The organism is Pseudomonas sp. 06C 126, assembly GCF_001855215.1.
Taxonomy (GTDB): Bacteria; Pseudomonadota; Gammaproteobacteria; order Pseudomonadales; family Pseudomonadaceae; genus Aquipseudomonas; species Aquipseudomonas proteolytica.
Genome location: NZ_MIFU01000072.1, coordinates 58,270 through 80,199, shown reverse-complemented (window position 1 = coordinate 80,199; position 21,930 = coordinate 58,270). Strand labels below are relative to the sequence as shown.

The 21,930-nt window shown below is 57.4% G+C and carries 21 protein-coding genes; 2 read left to right on the top strand and 19 right to left on the bottom strand.

What is annotated here, in order from left to right; translation table 11 throughout:
- Positions 1 to 60 precede the first annotated feature (60 nt).
- The gene (locus BHC62_RS08225) at positions 61 to 531 is read left to right on the top strand and encodes a hypothetical protein (protein ID WP_029298171.1); all 471 of its coding nucleotides are present in this window, start codon (positions 61 to 63) and stop codon (positions 529 to 531) included.
- Positions 532 to 537: 6 nt separating this feature from the next.
- Here BHC62_RS08225 and hemN read toward each other — a convergent pair whose 3' ends face one another.
- From hemN to ccoN (BHC62_RS08145), 16 genes are all read right to left on the bottom strand, one after another.
- Positions 538 to 1,920 (bottom strand): oxygen-independent coproporphyrinogen III oxidase, encoded by a 1,383-nt coding sequence (gene hemN, locus BHC62_RS08220; protein ID WP_029298169.1) that lies wholly within the window; start codon positions 1,918 to 1,920, stop codon positions 538 to 540.
- A 102-nt stretch (positions 1,921 to 2,022) separates the two neighbouring features.
- Positions 2,023 to 2,706 (bottom strand): sulfite exporter TauE/SafE family protein, encoded by a 684-nt coding sequence (locus BHC62_RS08215; protein ID WP_070994716.1) that lies wholly within the window; start codon positions 2,704 to 2,706, stop codon positions 2,023 to 2,025.
- Entirely contained in the window at positions 2,699 to 2,926 is a 228-nt protein-coding gene (ccoS, locus tag BHC62_RS08210; protein ID WP_070994715.1) for a cbb3-type cytochrome oxidase assembly protein CcoS, read from the bottom strand. Before ccoS ends, BHC62_RS08215 begins: the two co-directional genes overlap by 8 nt.
- A 22-nt stretch (positions 2,927 to 2,948) precedes the next feature.
- Positions 2,949 to 5,399, bottom strand: a complete 2,451-nt coding sequence (locus tag BHC62_RS08205; RefSeq protein WP_070994714.1) for a heavy metal translocating P-type ATPase — start codon at positions 5,397 to 5,399, stop codon at positions 2,949 to 2,951.
- Between the two features lie 114 nt (positions 5,400 to 5,513).
- Positions 5,514 to 6,053, bottom strand: a complete 540-nt coding sequence (locus tag BHC62_RS08200) for a FixH family protein (protein ID WP_029300032.1) — start codon at positions 6,051 to 6,053, stop codon at positions 5,514 to 5,516.
- Positions 6,054 to 6,067: 14 nt separating this feature from the next.
- Positions 6,068 to 7,483, bottom strand: coding sequence for a cytochrome c oxidase accessory protein CcoG (gene ccoG, locus BHC62_RS08195; RefSeq protein WP_070994713.1), 1,416 nt, complete (start codon positions 7,481 to 7,483; stop codon positions 6,068 to 6,070).
- Between the two features lie 207 nt (positions 7,484 to 7,690).
- Positions 7,691 to 8,101, bottom strand: coding sequence for a type II toxin-antitoxin system VapC family toxin (locus tag BHC62_RS08190; RefSeq protein WP_070994712.1), 411 nt, complete (start codon positions 8,099 to 8,101; stop codon positions 7,691 to 7,693).
- Positions 8,101 to 8,355: a type II toxin-antitoxin system Phd/YefM family antitoxin gene (locus BHC62_RS08185; RefSeq protein WP_029300038.1), complete on the bottom strand. Its 255-nt coding sequence runs from the start codon at positions 8,353 to 8,355 to the stop codon at positions 8,101 to 8,103. The genes BHC62_RS08190 and BHC62_RS08185 overlap by 1 nt, the downstream gene beginning before the upstream one ends.
- Positions 8,356 to 8,512: 157 nt before the next feature.
- Positions 8,513 to 9,496, bottom strand: coding sequence for a cytochrome-c oxidase, cbb3-type subunit III (gene ccoP / locus BHC62_RS08180; RefSeq protein ID WP_070994711.1), 984 nt, complete (start codon positions 9,494 to 9,496; stop codon positions 8,513 to 8,515).
- A complete protein-coding gene (locus BHC62_RS08175) occupies positions 9,493 to 9,678 on the bottom strand; it encodes a CcoQ/FixQ family Cbb3-type cytochrome c oxidase assembly chaperone (RefSeq protein WP_003175465.1) in 186 nt (61 codons plus the stop codon). Before BHC62_RS08175 ends, ccoP (BHC62_RS08180) begins: the two co-directional genes overlap by 4 nt.
- Before the next feature lie 5 nt (positions 9,679 to 9,683).
- Entirely contained in the window at positions 9,684 to 10,292 is a 609-nt protein-coding gene (gene ccoO / locus BHC62_RS08170) for a cytochrome-c oxidase, cbb3-type subunit II (protein ID WP_029300047.1), read from the bottom strand.
- Positions 10,292 to 11,734, bottom strand: coding sequence for a cytochrome-c oxidase, cbb3-type subunit I (gene ccoN, locus BHC62_RS08165; RefSeq protein ID WP_057439486.1), 1,443 nt, complete (start codon positions 11,732 to 11,734; stop codon positions 10,292 to 10,294). The genes ccoO (BHC62_RS08170) and ccoN (BHC62_RS08165) overlap by 1 nt, the downstream gene beginning before the upstream one ends.
- Before the next feature lie 545 nt (positions 11,735 to 12,279).
- Positions 12,280 to 13,203: a cytochrome-c oxidase, cbb3-type subunit III gene (gene ccoP / locus BHC62_RS08160; protein ID WP_029300050.1), complete on the bottom strand. Its 924-nt coding sequence runs from the start codon at positions 13,201 to 13,203 to the stop codon at positions 12,280 to 12,282.
- Positions 13,200 to 13,418 carry a cbb3-type cytochrome c oxidase subunit 3 gene (locus BHC62_RS08155; protein ID WP_029300053.1) on the bottom strand — a complete coding sequence of 73 codons (219 nt, stop codon included), beginning with the start codon at positions 13,416 to 13,418 and terminating at the stop codon, positions 13,200 to 13,202. The genes ccoP (BHC62_RS08160) and BHC62_RS08155 overlap by 4 nt, the downstream gene beginning before the upstream one ends.
- A gap of 3 nt (positions 13,419 to 13,421) precedes the next feature.
- Positions 13,422 to 14,030 carry a cytochrome-c oxidase, cbb3-type subunit II gene (gene ccoO / locus BHC62_RS08150; RefSeq protein ID WP_029300055.1) on the bottom strand — a complete coding sequence of 203 codons (609 nt, stop codon included), beginning with the start codon at positions 14,028 to 14,030 and terminating at the stop codon, positions 13,422 to 13,424.
- A gap of 10 nt (positions 14,031 to 14,040) precedes the next feature.
- Positions 14,041 to 15,465 (bottom strand): cytochrome-c oxidase, cbb3-type subunit I, encoded by a 1,425-nt coding sequence (gene ccoN, locus BHC62_RS08145; protein WP_070994710.1) that lies wholly within the window; start codon positions 15,463 to 15,465, stop codon positions 14,041 to 14,043.
- A gap of 79 nt (positions 15,466 to 15,544) precedes the next feature.
- Between ccoN (BHC62_RS08145) and BHC62_RS08140 the strand changes: the two genes are divergently transcribed.
- Complete coding sequence (locus BHC62_RS08140) at positions 15,545 to 16,240, top strand: alpha/beta family hydrolase (protein WP_070994709.1); 696 nt, start codon at positions 15,545 to 15,547, stop codon at positions 16,238 to 16,240.
- Between the two features lie 80 nt (positions 16,241 to 16,320).
- Here the strand turns inward: BHC62_RS08140 and BHC62_RS27310 are convergent, their stop codons facing one another.
- The 3 genes from BHC62_RS27310 to BHC62_RS08130 form a co-directional block, all read right to left on the bottom strand.
- Positions 16,321 to 17,346, bottom strand: coding sequence for an acyltransferase (locus BHC62_RS27310; protein WP_256324291.1), 1,026 nt, complete (start codon positions 17,344 to 17,346; stop codon positions 16,321 to 16,323).
- A 160-nt stretch (positions 17,347 to 17,506) separates the two neighbouring features.
- Entirely contained in the window at positions 17,507 to 19,669 is a 2,163-nt protein-coding gene (locus BHC62_RS08135; RefSeq protein WP_143007512.1) for a hypothetical protein, read from the bottom strand.
- A gap of 663 nt (positions 19,670 to 20,332) precedes the next feature.
- The gene (locus BHC62_RS08130; RefSeq protein WP_070994707.1) at positions 20,333 to 21,898 is read right to left on the bottom strand and encodes a PAS domain-containing methyl-accepting chemotaxis protein; all 1,566 of its coding nucleotides are present in this window, start codon (positions 21,896 to 21,898) and stop codon (positions 20,333 to 20,335) included.
- Between the last annotated feature and the right edge of the window lie 32 nt (positions 21,899 to 21,930).

Here is a 21,930-nt window from a genome sequence, read left to right as displayed (position 1 = left end):
AAAGAATTTTGCACAGCGGCCGATGGACTGCTAACGACCAAGAGCTTGGAGGCTCCCGATATGCTTTCCATTGACGGCAATCTTCCGTCCCGCACCATGGTGCCGACTTTGCTTGAGCCGAAAAAAGCCAGCGCTGTTGGCGCTGAGGCCCAAACGCCAGCGCTCGGTGAAACCAAGCCTGCCGAAGGCGTAAGCGTGACCTTTTCCGGTGCGTCGCTCAAAGCCGCCAACGCCGAGAAAGCGGCCAACAACGATATCGAAGAAAGCGGGCTGGACGAGAACGTGCAGAAGCTGCTGAAGATGATTCGCCAGTTGAAGCAGCAGATCGCAGAAAAGATGGCTGAGATGTCGTCGATCATGGCCGACAAGCGCCTGAGCCCGGATCAGGCCCAGGCGAAACTGGGTGGCGTGCAAGCGGCATTGGGCGGCCTGCAAGCTGCGCTGACCTCCGCCTATGCATCCTTGAACGAAGCGATGAAGAACCTGAGTGCCGAGGATGCGGTGAAGGCCGCCGCGTTGGTGGCCAAGTAACCCGGCTCAGATCACCCGGGAAAATCGTTGCCTATTCTGTTGCTCCAGATAGGCATCGAACACCATGCACACCGAGCGCACCAGCAGGCGTCCGGCCGGCAGTACGCGAATGCCCTCGGCGTCCAGTTCGATCAGGCCGTCATTGGCCATCGCTTCCAGTTGCGGCCAGAGTTCGGCGAAATAGCCGCGAAAATCCACGGTAAATGCCTGCTCGATGCTTTCGAAGTCCAGGCTGAAGTGACAGATCAACTGCTGGATCACCGCGCGCCGCAAACGATCGTCGGCCGTGCAGAGCAGGCCGCGACTGGTGGCCAATTGCGCCCCAGCCAGGGCGTTCTGGTAATGACTCAGGTCGCTGCTGTTCTGGCAGTACAAGTCACCAATCTGACTGATGGCCGATACCCCAAGCCCGATCAAATCACAGTGCCCATGGGTGGTATAGCCCTGGAAATTGCGCTGTAGGGTGGCCTCTTCCTGGGCAATGGCCAGTTCGTCATCGGGCAGGGCGAAGTGGTCCATGCCGATGTAGTTGTAGCCGGCCGCCGTCAACTGTTCGATGGTTTCCTGCAGCATCTGCAACTTGACGGCGGGGGCCGGCAGGTCGTCGCTGTTGATCCGCCGCTGGGGCAGGAAACGTTCCGGCAGGTGGGCGTAATTGAACACGGAGAGCCGGTCGGGTTGCAGGCTGATGACCTCGGCCACGGTGCTGGCGAAATGCTCCGGTGTCTGCTTGGGCAGGCCGTAGATCAAGTCGATATTGATCGAGCGAAACTGCAGGGTGCGCGCGGCATCGATCACCGCGCGGGTTTCTTCCAGGCTTTGCAGGCGATTGACCGCCCGTTGCACCTCGGGGTCCAGGTCTTGCACGCCGATGCTCACGCGGTTGAAGCCCAGTTCACGCAGCAGACCCATGGTGGCCCAATCGGCTTCCCGTGGGTCTATCTCGATGCCGTAGTCGCCGGAGTCGTCATCCAGCAAGTTGAAGTGCTGGCGCAGTTGCGCCATCAACTGGCGCAACTCGTCGTGGCTGAGAAAGGTCGGCGTGCCGCCGCCAAAATGCAGCTGCTGTACTCGCTGGTTGGGGTCCAGGTGGCAGGCGACCAGTTGAATCTCTTGCTCCAGGCGCTGCAGGTAGGCCTGGGCGCGACCGCGGTCCTTGGTGATGACTTTGTTGCAGGCGCAGTAGTAGCAAATGTTCGCGCAGAACGGCACGTGCACATACAGCGACAGCGGGCGCACGGCCTTGCGGCTGTCGCGCAGGGCGTGCAGCAGGTCGAAGGTGCCGACCTGGCTGGTGAACTGTACGGCGGTGGGGTAGGAGGTGTAGCGCGGCCCCGCGAGGTCGTAGCGATGAATCAGATCTGTGTCCCAACGAATGGCGTCGAGCATGCGGGCATTCCCCGGATTGGCTAGTGGGCCGAGTCTAGGGGCATGGCTGGGCGGTCATCTTGATTTGTATCAACGGGGAGCGGCGCTATGCCACATGGCCTTTTAGTGGCCCATAAGCCAGTGCTGATGGGGGCCGGGTAGGGTCCAGATACCGAACACAATCACCAACAGGCCACCGGCCATGCGCACACTGCGCTTGCGCAACAGCGCGGTGACGCGTTCTGCCGCCAGCCCGGTGGCGAGCAATACCGGCCAGGTGCCGAGCCCGAAGGCCAGCATCAACAGCCCGCTATCCAAGGCGTTGCCCTGGCTGGCAGCCCACAGCAATGTGCTGTAGACCAGGCCGCAGGGCAGCCACCCCCACAGCGCGCCCAGCAGCAAGGCGCGGGGCAGGCTGGACACCGGCAGTAAACGGTTGGCAAACGGCTGGATATGGCGCCACAGGCCGCGCCCGAGGCTTTCGATACGGGTCAGGCCGCTCCACCAGCCGGCCAGGTACAGGCCCATGCTGATCAACAGCAGGCCGGCAAGGATGCGCATGAACATCGCCGCCGGGCTGTTGGCCACCGCCCAGCCGGCCAGGCCGATCAATACGCCGGCGCAGGAATAGCTAAGGATGCGTCCCAGGTTGTAGGCCAGCAGCAGGCGAAAACGCCGGCTGCGCTGCTCCGGCGGGATCGCCAGGGTCAGTGCGCCCATCAGGCCACCACACATGCCCAGGCAATGGCCGCCGCCCAACAGGCCCAGGATCAGCGCGGAAACCAGCAGCGGCGCGAGGTCAAGCATGGGGCGATGCCGGCTCGTCAGGCTTGCTCGGTGGCTGCGCATGGCTGCTGGCCTCGTCGACAGCGGCCAGGTGCTTGGGGTCCTGGTCGTCGAACAGCACGCTGTGGGCCGGCCCGTCGAGGTCGTCATACTGGCCGCTGTCCACCGCCCAGAAGAAGATGTAGATGGCGATGGCGACGATCAGCAGCGCCGCTGGAATCATTACGTAAAGAGCTGGCATCGCTACTCCATGCCCGTGCGGCTCAAGCCGGCAGCGGACGGGACTGTGGGGTGGCGCTCGCAGCGCTGGTGCGCGGCAGGCGAGTCAGGCGCAGGGCATTGAGCACCACGGTCAACGAGCTGAGGGACATGCCGATCGCAGCCCAGATCGGCGTGATCCAACCGAGGGCGGCGAACGGCAACATCAGGCCATTGTATAGCCCGGCCCACAGCAGGTTTTCAATGATTACGCGGCGCGTGCGCCGTGCCAGGCTGAAAGCTTGTACCAGGGCGTCGAGGCGGTTGGACAACAGCACCGCGTCGGCGCTGGTTTTCGCCAGGTCAGTGGCCGAACCCATGGCCACGCTGATATCAGCGGCGGCCAGTACCGGCACGTCATTCACGCCATCACCGAGCATCAACACCTTGCGGCCTTCCTTGTGCAACTGTTGCAGCACCAGCAGCTTGTCATCGGGGCGCAGGCCGCCATGGGCTTCGTCGATGCCCAGTTCGGCGGCGACGCTGGCGACCATCGGCGAGCTATCACCCGATAGCAGCAAGGTACGCCAACCCCGCGCCTTGCACGCAGCCAGCAGCGCCGGTGCATCGCTGCGCAGGCGATCATCCAGGACAAGCCAGGCCAGGGCGCCGCTGGTATCGCCCAGCAGCAACCATTGGCCAGCGTCTTGCGGCGATTGAGGAATCGCGCAGCCACTCAATTCACAGACAAAGCCGGGCTGGCCGATGCGCAGCAGGTGTTCGCCGACGCGGCCCTCGAGTCCCAGGCCCGGGGTGCTGAGCACTTCGTCAGCCGCCAGTGGGGCGCGGCCAAAGGCCCGGGCAATCGGGTGTTCGGAGCGGTTTTCGAGGGCGGCGGCCAGGGCCAGGGCCAGATCGCTGCTCATGCTGCCCAACGGCCGGATGGCACGCAGGGCCAGGCGGCCTTCGGTGAGGGTACCGGTCTTGTCGAAAATCACCGTGTCGATCTGATTGAGGCCTTCGAGCACATGGCCGCGGGTCAGCAGCAGGCCGAGTTTGTGCAGGGTGCCGGTGGCGGCAGTCAAGGCGGTGGGGGTTGCCAGCGACAAGGCGCAGGGGCAGGTGGCAACCAGCATCGCCAGGACAATCCAGAACGCCCGAGAAGAATCCAGCTCCCACCACAGCAGGCCAATCAGCGCGGCGGCGATCAGCGAGCAGAGCAGGAACCATTGGGCGGCGCGGTCGGCGATTTGCGCCAGGCGCGGTTTTTCTGCCTGGGCCCGCTCCAGCAGGCGCACGATGGCCGACAAGCGGGTGTCATGGCCCAGGGCGCGTACTTCAACGGTCAACGCGCCTTCGACGTTGAGGGTGCCCGCGGTGACGGTGTCGCCGGCCTGTCGTGGTTGTGGCAGATATTCGCCGGTAAGCAGCGACTCATCGATACTCGACTGGCCATCGAGGATCACCCCGTCTGCGGGCAGAATCGCGCCCGGGTGCACCAGCACTCGGTCGCCCAGGGCCAGTTCGGTGAGCAGGATACGATCGCTCTGGCCATCGGCTTTGAGGCGCAGGCACGAGGCCGGCAGCAGGTTGACCAGTTGGGCGGTGGCGGCAGCCGTGCGTTCCCGGGCGCGACGCTCCAGGTAGCGCCCGGCCAGCAGGAACAGCGCGAACATGCCCACGGCATCGAAATACAGCTCGCCCACCCCGGTGATCGCGGTCCAGATCCCCGCCAGGTAGGCGCCGCCAATGGCCAGCGAGACCGACACATCCATGGTCAGGTGGCGGGTGCGCAGGTCACGCATGGCGCCCTTGAAAAACGGTGCGCAACTGTAGAACACGATGGGGGTGGTCAGAAACAGCGCAACCCAGCGCAGGATCTCGTGTAACTCTGGGCTCAGGTCGATATTGAACTCCGGCCAGGTGGCCATCGTCGCCATCATCGCCTGGAACCATAGCAGGCCGGCCACGCCCAGTTGGCGCAAGGCCAAGCGGTTTTCACTGGCCAACTGTTCAGCGGCACGGTCGGCTTGATAAGGGTGGGCAGCGTAGCCGATATGGCGTAGCTCGCTGAGCACCTGGCTCAACGGCAATTGCCCATCGGCCCAGCGCACATGCAGGCGATGGTTGGACAGGTTCAGCCGCGCCTCGGCCACGGCCGGTAGGCTGCGCAGGTGTTTCTCGATCAACCAGCCACAGGCGGCGCAACTGATGCCTTCCATCAGCAACGTGGCTTCGGCCAGGTCGCCGTCGTGGCGTACGAAAGGCTTTTGCACGTCGGCGCGGTCGTACAGCGCCAGTTCGTCGACCAATTGCACGGGCAAGGCTTGCGGGTTGGCCGAGGCCTCGCTGCGGTGTTGGTAATAGCTTTCCAGCCCACCTGCGACAATTGCTTCGGCCACCGCCTGACAGCCCGGGCAGCAGAGCTCGCGGGGCTCGCCGAGGATCACCGCAGTGAAGCGGCTGCCGGGCGGGACGGGGAGGGCGCAGTGGTAGCAGGGGATTGGGGTGGTCATGGTTTTGGATCTGTGTGGGCGGGGAGGGCCTCATCGCGGGCAAGCCCGCTCCTACAAGGTTATCGCACACTCCCTGTAGGAGCCGGCTTGCCGGCGATGCGCGAAGCGCGGCTGTCAGTTCTTCAGGTCTTCAGCACCCTGCAACGGCTCGTCACCCAACTTCAGGTCGGTGCCATGGCTGACTTCTTCCTCTTCAAACATGCGCCAGGTCCTGTCGCCTTCCACCCCCAGCAGCTCGACGAAGCGCCGGCCTTCGACCTTGTCAGTGACCTGGCCGATATAGCGACCCGGCTCGCTCTCGCTGCGGGTGAGCATGACCTTGCGGTCTTTCTCCGGCTGGGTCGGCGAAATCAGGTTCAATTCCAGTGTGGTCGGCCCGCTGTTGCCGGTGAGGTGCAACTCGACTTCGCCGGTCAACTCATCCAGGTGCATCGTGGCGCGCATTTGCAGGGTCTGGGCCAGCAGTTCGCGGTCCAGGGAGCGGTTGATGCCCTTGCCCGCCTCGTAGTAGTTGTCGTTGACCAGGTTGTCCGGGTTGTTCACCGCGATGGTCACCATGGACAAGGTCAGCGTCACCGAGCAGGCCAGGATGGCAATGATGATCCAGGGCCAGAGGTGCTTGTACCAGGGGCTTGCGGCAGTTGCTACGGGCATTGTTCTGCTCTCTTTTAACGAATTTGTGGGCCGATGAACCGGCTCTTGGCTTCAACGTGGACGCTGTCATCATCAGCATCCTTGAGGATGAATTTCACCTCGTTGGTGGTCGACGGCATTTGTTCCGGCGCGCTCGACAGTTCCACCGGCATGGTGAAGATTTCCCCGGCGGCGACCTTGATCTCGCGCTTGCCTTGCAGCTTGAGGTCCGGCAGGCCCGTGGCGTCCAGCACGTAGGTGTGGTCGTGCTGGTCCTTGTTCATGATCTTCAGGCTGTAGACGTTCTCGATCCGCCCTTCGGCGTTTTCGCGGTACAGCACGCGGTCCTTGCTGACGTCGAAACCCACCAGCGAGCGCATGAAGAACGCCGCGGCCAGCAGGCTGATCATCGCCAGCAGCACCAGCGCGTAGCCGATCAGGCGCGGGCGCAGCTTGTGGGTCTTTTGCCCCGACAGGTTATGTTCGGTGGTGTAGCTGATCAACCCGCGAGGGTAATCCATCTTGTCCATGATGGTGTCGCAGGCGTCGATGCAGGCGGCGCAGCCAATGCACTCGATTTGCAGGCCGTCGCGGATATCGATGCCGGTAGGGCAGACCTGCACGCACATCGTGCAGTCGATGCAATCCCCCAGGCCCTGGGCCTTGTAATCGACACCTTTCTTGCGCGGGCCACGCACTTCGCCGCGGCGCGGGTCGTAGGACACGATCAGGGTGTCCTTGTCGAACATCACGCTCTGGAAGCGCGCATACGGACACATGTAGATGCACACCTGCTCACGCAGCCAGCCGGCGTTGCCATAGGTGGCGAGGGTGAAGAAGCCGACCCAGAAGTACGACCAGCCATCGGCCTGGCCGGTGAAGAACTCGAACACCAGTTCGCGGATCGGCGAGAAGTAGCCGACAAAGGTCATGCCGGTAACAAAGCCGATCAGCAGCCATAGCGTGTGCTTGCTGAATTTACGCAGGAACTTGTTGGCGCTCATCGGCGCCTTGTCCAGCTTGATCCGCTGGTTGCGGTCGCCTTCGGTGATCTTCTCGCACCACATGTAGATCCAGGTCCACACGCTTTGCGGGCAGGTGTAGCCGCACCAGATACGCCCGGCGTAGACGGTGATAAAGAACAGGCCAAAGGCCGAAATGATCAGGATCCCCGACAGCAGGATGAAATCCTGGGGCCAGAATGTCGCACCGAAAATGAAGAATTTGCGCTCTGGCAGGTTCCACCAGACGGCCTGGTGCCCGCCCCAGTTCAGCCACACCGTACCGAAGTACAGCAGGAACAAGCCGGCACCGCCGAGCATCCGCAGGTTGCGGAACATCCCGGTGAAGGCGCGGGTGTAGATTTTCTCCCGCGAGGCGTAGAGATCGACGGTGTCGCTGGTTTTTTTGGCAGGCGGGGTAACGTCATGTACCGGAATCTGGTTGCTCATCATTGCATCCCACGGCAGTGGAGATTTGCCTCGGCCAGTACGTGCCAGCCGGGGTCAAAATAGGGGTCTTGCAGTGGCGTAATGATACGCCTGTAGCACCGGTGAACGGGTGCGACCTTTGGTCGCGTTGGGGGAAATCAATTGATGGTGTACGTGACTTGAATCAATTGACAGCGTGAGTATGGACAGTTTTTCAGGGCCTGTAGGTCATTCGTCCCATGGGTTGATCAATGTCACACCGCTGCTTTGGAAGTCGGTGACATTGCGGGTGACCACGGTCAGGCCGTGAACCAGAGCGGTTGCGGCGATCAGCGCGTCACCCTCGTTAGCACGATCCGGTACATGCAGGCTGGCGCAGCGTAATGCCACGGCAGCGTCAATTGGCAGGATTCTGGCATCGAAGGCCGGCATGACATGGCGTTTGAGCCAGGTGCGCAAGACCTTGCCCTGCGCGGGGTCACGGCGCTCCATTCGCTGCACCCCAGTCTCCAGTTCTTTCAAGGTAATCGCCGAAATATACATGCGCGGTGCGGCGACGGTTTTGGCCCAGGCCACCACATTTTTGTCGGCCTGGGGTTTGCGTAACTCGGAAATGACATTGGTATCGAGCAGATACATCAAGAGAGGTCCACGGGTCGATGGATAATCACGGCACGCTCGGTTTCAAACTCGATGTCCGCCGCTTCGGGCATCACCAACAGGTCAACGATATCGGCGTTGATGCCTGTCAATTTTTGGTAGTCCTCAATACTTAGCAGGACATGGGCAGGCTTGCCTCGGTCGGTGATAAAAACCGGTCCTTGGCGCGCGGCTTTTTTGGCACCGCTTGTGTCTTGGTTGAATTCGCGACTGGAGATGGTCGTAATTGTCATGGGGCGCCTCCCGGTAGGGTGGGTGAATGTAGTTACGTTACTACGTCGCACTGAAACGCTACAAGCTTCAAGCTACAAGCGGTCGATGTGTTTCACCGGCAATAAAAAGCCCCTGTCACCGCTAGGGTGACAGGGGCTTTTTATTGCGGCTTGCCGCTTACTTCTGCTCTTGCTGCTCTTGCTGCTCTTTGTGCGACAGGCTGTAAACATACGCCGCCAGCAAGTGCACCTTGTCATTACCCTGCAGTTGCTCCTGCGCAGGCATCTGGCCCTGGCGGCCGTAACGGATGGTCTGCTGCAGTTGGGCGAAGCTGGAGCCGTAGATGAACGCGCCCGGGTGGGTCAGGTCAGGTGCGCCCATCGCTGGCGTACCTTTGCCGGCCGGGCCGTGGCAGGCCACGCAGTTGGCGGCGAACAGCTTCTCGCCGTTGGCTACGTCGGCCTTGGCGCCTTCCGGCAGCTTGCGGCCATCGAGGTTGGTCAGCACGAAACCGGCGACGTCAGCTACGCCTTGTTCACCGATCACTTCAGCCCAGCCCGGCATCACCGCGTGACGGCCCGCCATGATGGTGGCCTTGATGGTTTCCGGCTCGCCGCCCCAGCGCCAGTCGGCGTCGGTCAGGTTGGGGAAGCCATAGGCACCCTTGGCGTCGGAACCGTGGCATACCGAACAGTTGGAGGCGAACAGGCGGCCACCCATCTTCAGGGCTTGTGGATCTTTGGCCACTTCCTCAATGGGCATGGCGGCAAACTTGGCGAAGATCGGTCCGAACTTGGCGTCGGAGCGGGCCATTTCCTTTTCCCACTCGTGCACACCGGTCCAGCCGCTCTGGCCGTTGGCGAACGGGGTTTGCTTCTCGTTGTCGAGGTAGGCATAACCCGGCAGCAGGCCCTTCCAGTTACCCAGGCCCGGGTACAGCACCAGGTAGCCCAGGGCGAAGATGATGGTGCCGACGAACAGCATGAACCACCACTTAGGCAGTGGGTTGTCGTATTCCTCGATGCCATCGAACGAGTGGCCAACCGTCTCGTCCGTTTGCTCGGCGCGCTGGCCCTTGCGGGTCGACAGCAACAGCCAGGTCAGGGCAAAAATGGTACCCAGACTGAGGACTGTGACGTACAGACTCCAGAACGTAGTCATTCTTTGTTACTCCTAGAAGCTTGCTCGACGTGCTTGATGGCTTCGGGATCATCCGCAAAAGGCAGCAAGGTCGCGTCTTCAAACTCTGACTTGCGCTTGGGGCTGAACACCCACAACGCCAGGCCGATAAAGGCCACCATCACGACAACGGTGCCCAGGCCTCGAATCATCCCGATATCCATTCAGATCACCGTTTGCTTTTGATGATGGTGCCCAGGCCTTGCAGATAGGCCACCAGCGCGTCCATTTCGGTCTTGCCCTTGACGGCTGCCTGGGCACCGGCGATGTCTTCGTCGGTGTAAGGCACGCCTAAGGTGCGCAAGACTTCCATTTTCTTGGCAGTGTCTTTGCCGTCGAGCTTGTTTTCCACGAGGAACGGGTACGCCGGCATTTTCGACTCGGGCACCACGTTGCGCGGGTTGTACAAGTGCGCACGCTGCCAGTCATCGGAGTAACGCCCACCCACACGGGCCAGGTCCGGACCGGTACGCTTGGAACCCCACAGGAACGGGTGGTCCCACACGCTTTCACCGGCAACCGAGTAGTGGCCATAGCGTTCGGTTTCAGCACGGAACGGACGGATCATCTGCGAGTGGCAGCCGACACAGCCGTTGGCGATGTACACGTCGCGGCCTTCCAGTTCAAGGGCGGTGCGCGGCTTCATGCCTTCGACCGGCTTGTTGGTCACGTCCTGGAAAAACAGCGGAACGATCTGGGTCAGGCCGCCGATACTCACGGCGATGACCATGAAGAAGGCCAGCAGGCCGATATTCTTCTCGACTACTTCATGCTTCATCAGTGAGCTCCCACGACGGCGATCTTGGTGGCGGCTTCAGCCTCTACAGGGTTGGAGGCACGCACGGTGCGCCACACGTTGTAGGCCATGAACAGCATGCCGCTGGCGAAGAACGCACCACCGAGGGCACGTACGATGAAGCCAGGATGGCTGGCTTGCAGCGCTTCAACGAAGGAGTAGGTGAGGGTGCCGTCATCGTTGATTGCACGCCACATCAGGCCCTGGGTGATGCCGTTGACCCACATCGAAGCGATGTAGAGCACGGTGCCGATAGTGGCCAGCCAGAAGTGGGTGTTGATCAGGCTGGTGCTGTGCATCTGCGCCCGGCCATAGAGCTTGGGAATCATGTGGTACAGCGCGCCGATGGAGATCATCGCGACCCAGCCCAGAGCGCCGGCGTGTACGTGGCCGATGGTCCAGTCGGTGTAGTGGGACAGCGAGTTGACGGTCTTGATCGCCATCATCGGCCCTTCAAAGGTCGACATGCCGTAGAACGCCAGCGATACCACCAAAAAGCGCAGGATCGGGTCGGTGCGCAGCTTATGCCAGGCGCCCGAGAGGGTCATCATGCCGTTGATCATGCCGCCCCAGCTCGGAGCCAGCAGGATGATCGACATGGCCATGCCCAGGGACTGTGCCCAATCCGGCAGTGCGGTGTAGTGCAAGTGGTGAGGACCGGCCCAGATATACAGGGTGATCAGCGCCCAGAAGTGCACGATGGACAGGCGATAGGAGTAGATCGGACGCTCGGCCTGTTTCGGCACGAAGTAGTACATCATCCCCAAAAAGCCGGTGGTCAGGAAGAACCCTACGGCGTTGTGGCCGTACCACCACTGGATCATCGCATCGGTTGCACCGGCGTAGGCCGAGTAGGACTTGAAGAAACTCACCGGCAGGGACGCGTGGTTGACGATGTGCAGCATCGCCGTCACCACGATGAAGGCACCGTAGAACCAGTTGCCGACGTAGATGTGCTTGGTCTTGCGCTTGACGATGGTGCCAAAGAACACGATGCCGTAGGTCACCCAGACGATCGCCAGAAGGATGGCAAGGGGCCATTCCAATTCCGCGTATTCCTTGGTGGTGGTGAAGCCCATTGGCAGGGTGATGATGGCGCCGACGATTACTGCTTGCCAGCCCCAGAAGGTGAAGGCGGCGAGGCCGTCGGAAATCAGTCGCGTCTGGCAGGTTCGCTGCACGACATAGTAGGAAGTGGCAAACAGTGCACATCCGCCGAAGGCGAAGATCACCAGGTTGGTGTGCAGTGGGCGTAGGCGTCCAAACGTCGTCCATGGCAAGTCGAAGTTCAACTCCGGCCAGACCAGTTGCGAGGCGATGAAGACACCGAGCCCCATGCCAAGGATCCCCCAGACCACCGTCATGATGGCGAACTGGCGGACTACCTTATAGTTATAAGCAGTCGGACTGATTGCTGTGCTCATTCTAAGGTTCCACGGTTTAGGTGTTTTATTAGGATAAAAATCGGCCGCAAGTATGGACAATGCGAAGTGCCATTGCAACGTAACGCTGACCTGCGTCAATGCGTTTCAAGCCAGATTCTGCGCCCTTTCCCTATTTGGCGTAAGGACAAAATCAAAAATGAAAAGCTGACGGGTTGGACAGGAATTTTGAGGGGGCGCAGGTACTTGCAACGCGATGCGTAGGGACACGTTGCCAAGGTGACGAATGGTCGGTGGCGCGACAGCCGGTAACTGTCAGCCCTTGCGCCTGTCACCCTGCTGGAATGTCTGACTCATCGAGTGCAAGTCGAGCTGCGGCCGATCAACGCCGGCCCACTGTCGAAACAAGCGTAGACCCGATTGGCGAGAGGGGAAAGGTGTGCTTTAGAAGGGTGTGACAATCTGGCGCAGGGCGCAGCGGTTAATAGCGAGCTGCAAGCGGCAAGTTTGAAGCGGGGAGGGAGAGGGTTGAAAAGGCTGCAAGAGCCGAGTTGAGAACTCTTCTCTTGCAGCTTATTGCGTGAAGCTTACTTCTGATCTTTCTGCGACAGGCTGTAGACGTAGGCCGCCAGCAGGTGGACCTTGTCGTTGCCTTGCAGCGCTTCCTGCGCCGGCATCTGGCCTTGGCGGCCATGGCGGATAGTCTGTTGCAACTGCGCAAGGCTAGTGCCGTAGATGAAGCCGGCAGGCTGCGTCAGGTTCGGCGCGCCCATGGCTTCAACACCGTGGCCTTCTGGGCCGTGGCATGCCACGCAGGTGGTGTCGAACGCTTGCTTGCCGGCAGCCAGGTCGACCTTGCTGTCAGCCGGCAGCGGCAACTTGGCCAGGTCGTGACGCACATAAGCGGCGACGTTTTTCACCCCGTCTTCACCCAGCACTTCACCCCAGGCCGGCATCGCGGCATGGCGACCGTTCATGATGGTCAGCTTGATTGCATCAGCCGAACCACCCCAGCGCCAGTTGTCGTCCGCCAGGTTCGGGAAGCCGTAGGCGCCCTTGGCGTCGGAGCCGTGGCACACCGCGCAGTTGGAGGCAAACAGGCGACCGCCCATTTTCAACGCTTGCGGGTCCTTGGCCACTTCTTCCACGGGCATGGCGGCGAATTTGGCGAAGATCGGCCCAAACTTGGCGTCGGCCTTGGCCATTTCCTTGTCCCATTCCTTGGTCTGGGTCCAGCCGTCTTCATAGCCCGGCAATACGCCTTTCCAGTTGCCCAGGCCCGGATAGAGGATCAGGTAGCCGACGGCAAACACCAGGGTGCCGGCGAACAACATGAACCACCATTGGGGCAGGGGGTTGTCGTACTCCTCAATCCCGTCGAACGCGTGGCCCATGGTCTGGTCGACGCTGCCCTTGGTCTCGCCCTTGCGGGTGCCGAACAACAGCCAGGTCAGGCCGATCAGGCTGCCCAGGGTCAGTACACAGATCCATGTACTCCAAAAGGTAGTCATGGCCGAATGCTCCTTGTTACAGGCTCTTCTTGAGCGTCGGATGGGGTGCCAATGGCGTCAGGCTTAGGCTCATCGGCAAATGGCAGCAGGCAGGCCTCGGCGAACTCCGGGTTGCGCTTGGAGTTGAACACCCACAGCGACAGGCCGATGAAGGCAATTGCCACCACCAGCGTGCCGAGGCCGCGGATCATTCCGGTATCCAGTTCAAAACCCATGGTTCACCTCTTGCTCTTGATTGCAGTGCCGAGCACTTGCAGATAGGAGACCAGGGCGTCCATTTCGGTCTTGCCCTTGAGGCTGTCCACGGCCGCGGTGATGTCCGCGTCGGTGTACGGCACGCCGAGGGTACGCATGACCTTGAGCTTGGTTTCGGTGTGGCTGCTGTCGACCTGCGCGGTGACCAGCCAAGGGTAGGCCGGCATCTTCGACTCAGGCACTACGTTGCGCGGGTTGTACAAGTGCGCGCGGTGCCAGTCGTCGGAGTAGCGGGCGCCAACCCGGGCCAGGTCCGGACCGGTACGCTTGGAACCCCACAGGAACGGGTGGTCCCAAACGCTTTCGCCGGCGACCGAGTAGTGGCCATAGCGTTCGGTCTCGGCGCGGAACGGCCGGATCATTTGCGAGTGGCACTGTACGCAGCCTTCGCGGATGTAGATGTCACGGCCTTCCAGTTGCAGCGCGGTATAGGGCTTCATGCCTTCCACCGGCTTGTTGGTCACGTCCTGGAAGAACAGCGGGACGATCTGTGTCAGGCCGCCGATACTCACGGCCAGCACCATCAGCAGCATCAGCAGGCCGACGTTCTTTTCAATCGTTTCGTGTTTCATCATCGACTCCTCAGGCCATCCGCGCCGCAGCGGCTACTTCGGCAGGTTGTGCCGAACGCACGGTGCGCCAAGTGTTGTAAGCCATCAGGAACATGCCGCTGAGGAAGATCGCACCGCCCACCAACCGCACGATGAAGCCTGGGTGGCTAGCCACCAGGGTTTCGACGAAGGAGTAGGTCAAGGTGCCGTCTTCGTTGACCGCACGCCACATCAGGCCCTGGGCAATGCCGTTGACCCACATCGAAGCGATGTAGAGCACGGTGCCGATGGTAGCCAGCCAGAAGTGCGCGTTGATCAGGCCGAGGCTGTACATCTGCTCGCGACCGAAGACTTTCGGGATCATGTGGTACAGCGCGCCGATGGAAATCATCGCCACCCAACCCAGAGCGCCGGCGTGTACGTGGCCGATGGTCCAGTCGGTGTAGTGGGACAGGGCGTTGACCGTCTTGATCGCCATCATCGGACCTTCAAAGGTCGACATGCCGTAGAACGCCAGCGATACCACCAGAAAGCGCAGGATCGGGTCGCTGCGCAGCTTATGCCAGGCGCCCGAGAGGGTCATCATGCCGTTGATCATGCCGCCCCAGCTTGGCGCCAGCAGTACCAGCGACATCACCATGCCCAGGGACTGTGCCCAGTCCGGCAGCGCGGTGTAGTGCAAGTGGTGAGGACCGGCCCAGATGTACAGGGTGATCAATGCCCAGAAGTGCACGATGGACAAGCGATAGGAGTAGACCGGACGCTCGGCTTGTTTCGGCACGAAGTAGTACATCATCCCCAGGAAGCCCGCAGTGAGGAAGAAACCTACGGCGTTATGGCCGTACCACCACTGCACCATGGCATCCGTCGCACCACCGTAGAGGGAGTAGGACTTGGTCAGGCTGACCGGGATTTCCAGGTTGTTGACGATATGCAGGATCGCCACGGTGATGATGAACGCACCGAAGAACCAGTTACCGACGTAGATGTGCTTGGTGTTGCGCTTGGCCACGGTGCCGAAGAACACGATGGCGTAGGCGACCCAGACGATGGTGATCAGGATGTCGATCGGCCATTCCAGCTCGGCGTATTCCTTGGAGCTGGTGTAGCCCAATGGCAAGCTGATTGCCGCCAGCAGGATCACCAATTGCCAGCCCCAGAAGCAGAACGCCGCGACTTTCGGCGCGAACAGCTGGGTCTGGCAGGTGCGTTGCACCGCGTAGAAGGAGCTGGCAAACAGCGCACAGCCACCAAACGCGAAAATCACCGCGTTGGTGTGCAGTGGGCGCAATCGACCGAAACTGGTCCAAGGCAGGTTGAAGTTGAGTTCGGGCCATACCAACTGGGCAGCGAGAAAAACCCCGAGCCCCATGCCGACGATGCCCCACACCACCGTCATAATGGCGAATTGGCGGACCACCTTGTAGTTATAGGCGGTACTTAAAGTAGTGTTCATGGTTCCCCATCCACGGTTCAACCCAAGCAGATGCGGCACTTGGGCTGGAGTTATAGGCAGACTAAAAAGCGAGGCAAGCATGGGCAAAGAGCACAAGGCCAGTATTGACGGGGATCAATGGGCGCAGTGTGTGCGTGAACAGGGTTGGTTATGGAATGCGGCCACGCGCGTTGGCGCAGGCCCCTCACCGACGCTGATCCTCGCCCACGGAGCCGGCGCGCCGATGGACTCGGGCTTTATGGACGACATGGCTGCACGCCTTGCCGGGCATGGCGTGAACGTGTTGCGCTTCGAGTTCCCGTACATGGCCCAGCGCCGTGTGGACGGCGGCAAACGCCCGCCGAATCCGGCGCCGAAACTGCTGGAATGCTGGCGTGAGGTATATGCCCAGGTGCGACGTCATGTCGCTGGGCCTTTGGCTATTGGCGGCAAGTCCATGGGCGGGCGCATGGCCAGTTTATTGGCCGATGAATTGGTGGCTGATGCACTGGTGTGCCTGGGGTATCCGTTCTATGCGGTGGGCAAGCCAGAAAAGCCACGGGTCGAGCATCTGGCCGGGCTGAAGACCCCGACCTTGATTGTGCAGGGCGAGCGCGATGCGCTGGGCAATCGGGCGGCGGTGGAGGGTTATGTGCTGTCGCCGAGCATCGAGGTGATGTGGCTGGTGGCAGGGGATCATGATTTGAAGCCGTTGAAGGCTTCTGGGGTTAGTCATGAGGAGCATTTGGAGGCGGCGGCGGTGAGCATCGCGAGGTTGTTATTAACTGTGGAGTGACTAAAGTTTCAAAAGCTCTATGTCACTCCATGAACGGTGTTGCCTAATGGTGGCTCATCGCAGTTATACATTTTAGGAGATTATACCGTTCTTCTCAAGAAAGGTATTTTGCTTAAAATCCATACAGTTGTATAAGATAAGAAAAATACTAAAAAGGCTGTAATAGGTATCCATATAGCAGGGTTGCCTGATAGCGCGGATACTTTGAAGCCAAAAGCTCCAGATTTTAATGCAGTTAAATATAGTGCGTGCACAAGGTAGATGCCAAAACTTAACGAGCTTAGTGACGTGATTGATTTTTCTATGTGTGTATTTATTGAAAGTCCTTTGTCTTGGAAGATGTATTTAAATAATATAAGCCAGGCTGCTGCAGATAGTATTATTGCGGGTGAGAGGTAGCCATAAAACTTATCAACAAATGATCCTTTTTCTAAAGTGAGGAAATATGTGCCAAGTGCGGTGATTAATAAGCCTGCTATAATAGTAGCAACAGAAATTATTGCGTGAAAAGATTTATAGGTGAAGCGGCCGAGAAATAAGCCAAGTATAAGATATCCTGCATATCCGGTGAAAATACCTATGTCATATTTTGCTTTTGTTCCGAGTGTTTTTTCAATTAGAGGGAGTATGGCTACGCAAAAAAACCAAATGGATAAAAAATATATAATATTTGAGTTGGTTGCATTGGTAACAAACTTTCTCAATATTGGGATGGCAAGATACAATCCGATTGTTGCATATACAAACCATAGGTGATAGTAGCTTGGGGAAATTAGCGCCGTAAGGAGGCTGTGGCCTAAATCCAGTTTCTGTTTTTCGTAGAGTATTTTCCAAGTAAGATAAATTAAAGTCCAGAATAAAGTCGGGATGACGATTTTCTTTAGACGTTTATTAATGAAGCTGCTAGTGCTCTCCGTTTTGTCTAAAAGTAGAAAGCCTGAGATCATGAAGAATAGTGGTACGCAAACACGTACAAATGAATCATAAAAATTACCGGTCATCCAGTCGGTATCAGATGGGCCTTTGAATCGATAAAGAGTAGGGGCTGCAGAATGAAGGACAACAACCATCAGCATTGCACAGACTCTTAAGCAATGAATCCACATTAGGTTGGGCATATTTGTACCATTATTTTTTTGTGAAGAGTTTGAATGGACATTTGGTTGTGGGTAGTTTAATAGCATGGCAGCGCTAATTTTTGTGCTGGATTTAAGTCTTGCCTCTTAGCGTTAGCGTAGAGGCAAGAGCAGTATTGCTATGAAGTTATTAAGAGCGCGAAATCTTTATTTGATAGGCAATCGACATTATTTTTGTGTAGAGGTTTTGAAATTGGGTTCCACTGCTCTTACCTTTAAAATTAGCTTTTGCAAAGAAATAAATAGGTGCTGCAACCTCAGTGAAAAGTTCTTCGTCGGTGCCGCATATCAAGGTTAATGCGGACGTCAAGCGTTGTAGCCGGCTTTCAAGTAGACTCTGATGTTGCGCTTTGTATTCGGCATAATTGTCTGATTTTAATGTTCTTTTTGAGAGCTTGTTTTTTCTGGCGCTTTCCCAAGCAGTGTGGTCGGCTACAGCTGGTGGTCGAAGGTTTTCGATGTAGCTTTTAGGTTGAGTTTGCGTCAGATTTATGCTCTTTTGTGCCTGGTTATCCATGTCGCTTTCATAAGGGTATGTTGCCAGAAAAGGATTGAGTGCAGACATTAAATCAAGCTGTAGTTTTACACTTTTATGTTGAGTGAAGCAGCGTTTTTTTAGTTCGAAAGATGATTTGGATTGCAGTATTGCAAACTCTGCTCCGGAAATATCTACGCGCCAGCTATCGCTGCAATGTAGTCCGTTTCTATAGAATAAATAGTGCCAGTCGAACTTTTCAAGGGCACTTGATCCAGGCATTATGTCGAGTTCTTGCTTGAATAGGCGCTTTGTCGCTTCGGTAAATCTGCTGTTTTTGTCAAAGCGAGACAGGTAGCCATACTTTTCAAAGTACAGGGAGATAAATTTTGATACGTCAGAAACATCTAATTCTGTATTAAAGTGTAAGCGTGAAAAATAAGGGCGAACAGCAATTTCACCACCAAATCCGGTAAGTCTTATCGCTTGATTTTCAGATATTTTAGTCTGTGGATAATTATAAGAGTAGTATGTTCCTAAGTAGTAGCTGGAAATGCCATCGACCAATTGTGCTGGAGGAGGTGAAATGATAGTTTCTGCGCTCTCATTGTATGGGTAGTTATAGCAAGAATTTATTGCAATAGCCACGTTTAGCTCTTCAGGAGCATCGCGTGTTTCTTGGCTATTTAAGGTGATTTTTTCTCTGTATTCAGGGAAATTGGTGGCAGCGCAAAAAACTAAGCGAGAGTCCATACCTCCAGATACGTCGATTATTATCTCTTTGAAGCGAGGGCTCTTTGCAATGCAAGCAAAGTTTTCTAGTATTTCATTTTTGGCTTTGCCTAAAAGCTCAATGTACTCTGCCTCGGAGGGGATATCTTCTTTTTGTAGCGTCTCGGCAATTTCTTTATTTTGAATTGTAATGCCCATGTCTGAGATAACGAACATCTTATCTATAGGCAAGCAATGCGTACCTTGAATGTCCATGCGCCTTGAAAAATTTTGGTAAAAAGGCTGGAGTCCAACAAATGTCAGCTTGGATAGCGCTACATCTAAATCAATTTCCAACTCAATCCCAGAGGAACGAAGTGCAATAAGTAGTAGGTGATAACTGTTGGAGATGACGACGCTCTCGGGGGATTTATAATAATAAAGCTTTCCAAACCCGAAATAGTCTGTGCTGATCGTGATTTCATTGTTTTGCAAAACTGCGGTCGTAAAATTTCCTATTGACCCAAGAAGGTTAGTTAAGTTTTGCTCTTTTGAGATGTCCTCGGAACCAAAAATTAGTCGCGAATCTGAAATCGATGTTCCGGAAAAGTGCAGGACGCTGTCATTGTTACAAGGATTGTTGAATGTAAAAATATTTGTTTGATATGTGTGTGTTTTTTTACTGTGGCTTAGTTTTAGGTCTTTATCAATTTTTTCAGGAGATAAGGTGGTGCCTGATATTGGTCCGTGATGAAGTACAAAGTCACTAAAAGGTTTCGCTAGTTTGTATAGCGCTATTTCTTCAATAGGGAGTTGAGTGTCTTTCCATAGGGATCGTAATTCATTCAAGCCCTCTTCTGTGCTGTGGAAGATGCTCTCAGATCTTTTTAATGTGTTGGACTCGCCTCTTTTTAAATGCGCTTGTACGTGATAATTCCCTGTTTCAGTTAGTTTTTTTGTATAGGTTGGAGAGTCAGACCAACCAAGACGATCTATGATGGCGCCGTCTTTCAGCAGGTAAAAATAAAAGCGGTCGCCTTTCTGCTTTACGGTGTTTACCGTGCAAGAACAAACTCCATTTAAGAGATCTATCTTTATGGAAAACAATTTACCCTCCTGGATTATTAAGTAAGCTCGGATTAAAAATATTCTGTAACATTTTTTGGTGCTGTATGCGAATCGGTGATTGTAAACCTTGCACAACTCGATATCTAGATTTAGGTTGAGTTGAAAGTCGAAAAATGTACTCGCTAGATAAATTTTTGCTTGAAAGGTTGGGTAATAGAGTCTGCGCAATCACGTGATGGGGTGGGTTGTTAGCGCATATCACGCAAAGATTGAGAATTCCTCGACCTGCGTGTCGACACGAAATACCTTTCAGTTATCCAAGCATTTGTTCGATCATCTCGTGTTTTCGATATTTGGGCGAAGGAACAGCTTAGGGACCCATTTGGGGCAGGGGGGGTTATATATTTGGATCTGGTTTGGATACGAAAGATCACGGTAGTGAGTGAGGGACTTGGCACCAAGGATTTTATTGGCCTGTGCCCATGACGGTTTCAATAGGGACAGTCCCTGGGGCCGCGTATGGGCTGAAATGCTCTGGGAAAAGCGAAAAGGTGTGAGGTCAGTATTCCAACTGGTTTGTAGAAACCCACGGTGACACAAATGGTGGTGCTCTGGTTTACATAAGAGGGAGCCAATCTTAAACAAACCCCACACAGAGTTGTGGGGCTGCGCAGTCTATCAGAGCCGTTCCAGTGTCTATTACTACCGATTAAACCGCTCCACCAACGAATACTGCGTATTCGCCGTATGCGTCAACTCCTCACTCAACTGCGCCGAATTCAACGCCTGCTCCGACGTCTGGTCCGCCAACAGCGCAATGGTGCTGATATTGCGGCTGATCTCTTCGGCCACCGAGCTTTGCTCCTCGGTCGCGGCGGCGATCTGGGTGGTCATGTCGGTAATATGCGCCACCGCCTCGCTGATTCCCACCAGCGCAGCGTCCGCTTCCATTACCCGCGCCACACCTTCTTCAGCCTGGCGATGCCCGGCGTCCATGGTCTGCACGGCGGTGCTGGCGGTCTGTTGTAGCTTGGCGATCAGGGCATGGATCTGCCCGGTGGACTCGCTGGTGCGTTGCGCCAGTTGCCGCACTTCATCGGCCACCACCGCAAACCCGCGACCCATTTCACCGGCACGGGCCGCTTCGATGGCTGCGTTCAGGGCCAGCAGGTTGGTCTGGTCGGCAATACCCTTGATCACATCCACCACGCCGCCGATCTCGTCGCTGTCCTTGGCCAGTTGGGTCACCGTCACACCGGTTTCCCCGACCACCACCGACAGGCGCTGGATGGCTTCACGGGTTTCGCCGGCGATATCACGCCCGCGCCCGGTCAGGCGATTGGCTTCCTGGGTCGCATCGGCCGTGCGCTGTACATGGCTGGCGACTTCCTGGGTGGTGGCGGCCATCTGATTGACGGCGGTGGCGACCTGCTCGGTCTCCACGCGCTGGCGTTCCAGGCCGGTCGAACTGTTGTGGGCCAGGGTGTTGGATTGACGCGCCTGCTCGTTGAGGTGCTCGGCGGTGTCCTGCAGACGGGTCAGGCAGGTCTTCAGGCGGGCTTCCTGGCTGAGGATCGACATCTCCAGGCGTGCTTGTGCGCCACGGCTGTCGGTGTACATCTGTGCGATCAGCGGGTCGGAAGTGGTTTGTTCGGCCAGGCGCAGCAGGCGCTTGAGGCCCCGCTGTTGCCAGCTCAGGCCGAGCAGGCCCAGTGGCACTGACAAGGCAGCGGCCAAGGCAAAGCCCCAATGGGAATTGAGCCAGATGCCAATCAGGAAACTCAGTTGGCTGACCATGATAAACGGCAGCCAGTCCTGCAACACCGGCAGCCATTTATCACTGCGCGGGATGGCCGACTTGCCTTGGTTGATACGCTGGTACAGCGCTTCGGCACGGCGGATCTGCTCGGCGGTCGGCTTGACTCGTACCGATTCGTAGCCGATCACCTGTTCGCCGTCGAATACCGGGGTCACATAGGCGTTGACCCAGTAGTGATCGCCGGTCTTGCAGCGGTTCTTGACGATGCCCATCCATGGCAAGCCTTGTTTGAGCGTGGCCCACATATGCGCGAACACGGCCGCCGGCACATCCGGGTGACGAACCAGGTTGTGCGGGGCGCGCATCAGTTCATCCCGGGAAAACCCACTGATTTCGACAAACGCATCGTTGCAGTAAGTGATCACGCCTTTGGCATCGGTCGTGGAGATCAACCGTTGTTGAGCGGGGAAGGTACGTTCGCGCTGGGTAACGGGTTGGTTGTTACGCATATTGATTCAATCCGCAAGGCTTTGTCAGGTTG

Excerpts from the sequence above, each read along its gene's own strand:
- BHC62_RS08175 (WP_003175465.1), bottom strand. The coding sequence starts at position 9,678 with ATGGATATCGGGATGATTCGAGGCCTGGGCACCGTTGTCGTGATGGTG.
- ccoG (WP_070994713.1), bottom strand. The coding sequence starts at position 7,483 with ATGAGCAACCAGATTCCGGTACATGACGTTACCCCGCCTGCCAAAAAA.
- BHC62_RS08140 (WP_070994709.1), top strand. The coding sequence starts at position 15,545 with ATGGGCAAAGAGCACAAGGCCAGTATTGACGGGGATCAATGGGCGCAG.
- BHC62_RS08225 (WP_029298171.1), top strand. The coding sequence starts at position 61 with ATGCTTTCCATTGACGGCAATCTTCCGTCCCGCACCATGGTGCCGACT.
- BHC62_RS08155 (WP_029300053.1), bottom strand. The coding sequence starts at position 13,418 with ATGGGTTTTGAACTGGATACCGGAATGATCCGCGGCCTCGGCACGCTG.
- BHC62_RS08130 (WP_070994707.1), bottom strand. The coding sequence starts at position 21,898 with ATGCGTAACAACCAACCCGTTACCCAGCGCGAACGTACCTTCCCCGCT.
- ccoP (WP_070994711.1), bottom strand. The coding sequence starts at position 9,496 with ATGACTACGTTCTGGAGTCTGTACGTCACAGTCCTCAGTCTGGGTACC.
- BHC62_RS08185 (WP_029300038.1), bottom strand. The coding sequence starts at position 8,355 with ATGACAATTACGACCATCTCCAGTCGCGAATTCAACCAAGACACAAGC.
- ccoN (WP_070994710.1), bottom strand. The coding sequence starts at position 15,465 with ATGAACACTACTTTAAGTACCGCCTATAACTACAAGGTGGTCCGCCAA.
- BHC62_RS27310 (WP_256324291.1), bottom strand. The coding sequence starts at position 17,346 with ATGTGGATTCATTGCTTAAGAGTCTGTGCAATGCTGATGGTTGTTGTC.
- ccoP (WP_029300050.1), bottom strand. The coding sequence starts at position 13,203 with ATGACTACCTTTTGGAGTACATGGATCTGTGTACTGACCCTGGGCAGC.
- ccoO (WP_029300047.1), bottom strand. The coding sequence starts at position 10,292 with ATGAAGCATGAAGTAGTCGAGAAGAATATCGGCCTGCTGGCCTTCTTC.
- BHC62_RS08205 (WP_070994714.1), bottom strand. The coding sequence starts at position 5,399 with ATGACCACCCCAATCCCCTGCTACCACTGCGCCCTCCCCGTCCCGCCC.
- BHC62_RS08190 (WP_070994712.1), bottom strand. The coding sequence starts at position 8,101 with ATGTATCTGCTCGATACCAATGTCATTTCCGAGTTACGCAAACCCCAG.
- BHC62_RS08215 (WP_070994716.1), bottom strand. The coding sequence starts at position 2,706 with ATGCTTGACCTCGCGCCGCTGCTGGTTTCCGCGCTGATCCTGGGCCTG.
- ccoS (WP_070994715.1), bottom strand. The coding sequence starts at position 2,926 with ATGCCAGCTCTTTACGTAATGATTCCAGCGGCGCTGCTGATCGTCGCC.
- hemN (WP_029298169.1), bottom strand. The coding sequence starts at position 1,920 with ATGCTCGACGCCATTCGTTGGGACACAGATCTGATTCATCGCTACGAC.
- BHC62_RS08200 (WP_029300032.1), bottom strand. The coding sequence starts at position 6,053 with ATGCCCGTAGCAACTGCCGCAAGCCCCTGGTACAAGCACCTCTGGCCC.
- ccoO (WP_029300055.1), bottom strand. The coding sequence starts at position 14,030 with ATGAAACACGAAACGATTGAAAAGAACGTCGGCCTGCTGATGCTGCTG.
- ccoN (WP_057439486.1), bottom strand. The coding sequence starts at position 11,734 with ATGAGCACAGCAATCAGTCCGACTGCTTATAACTATAAGGTAGTCCGC.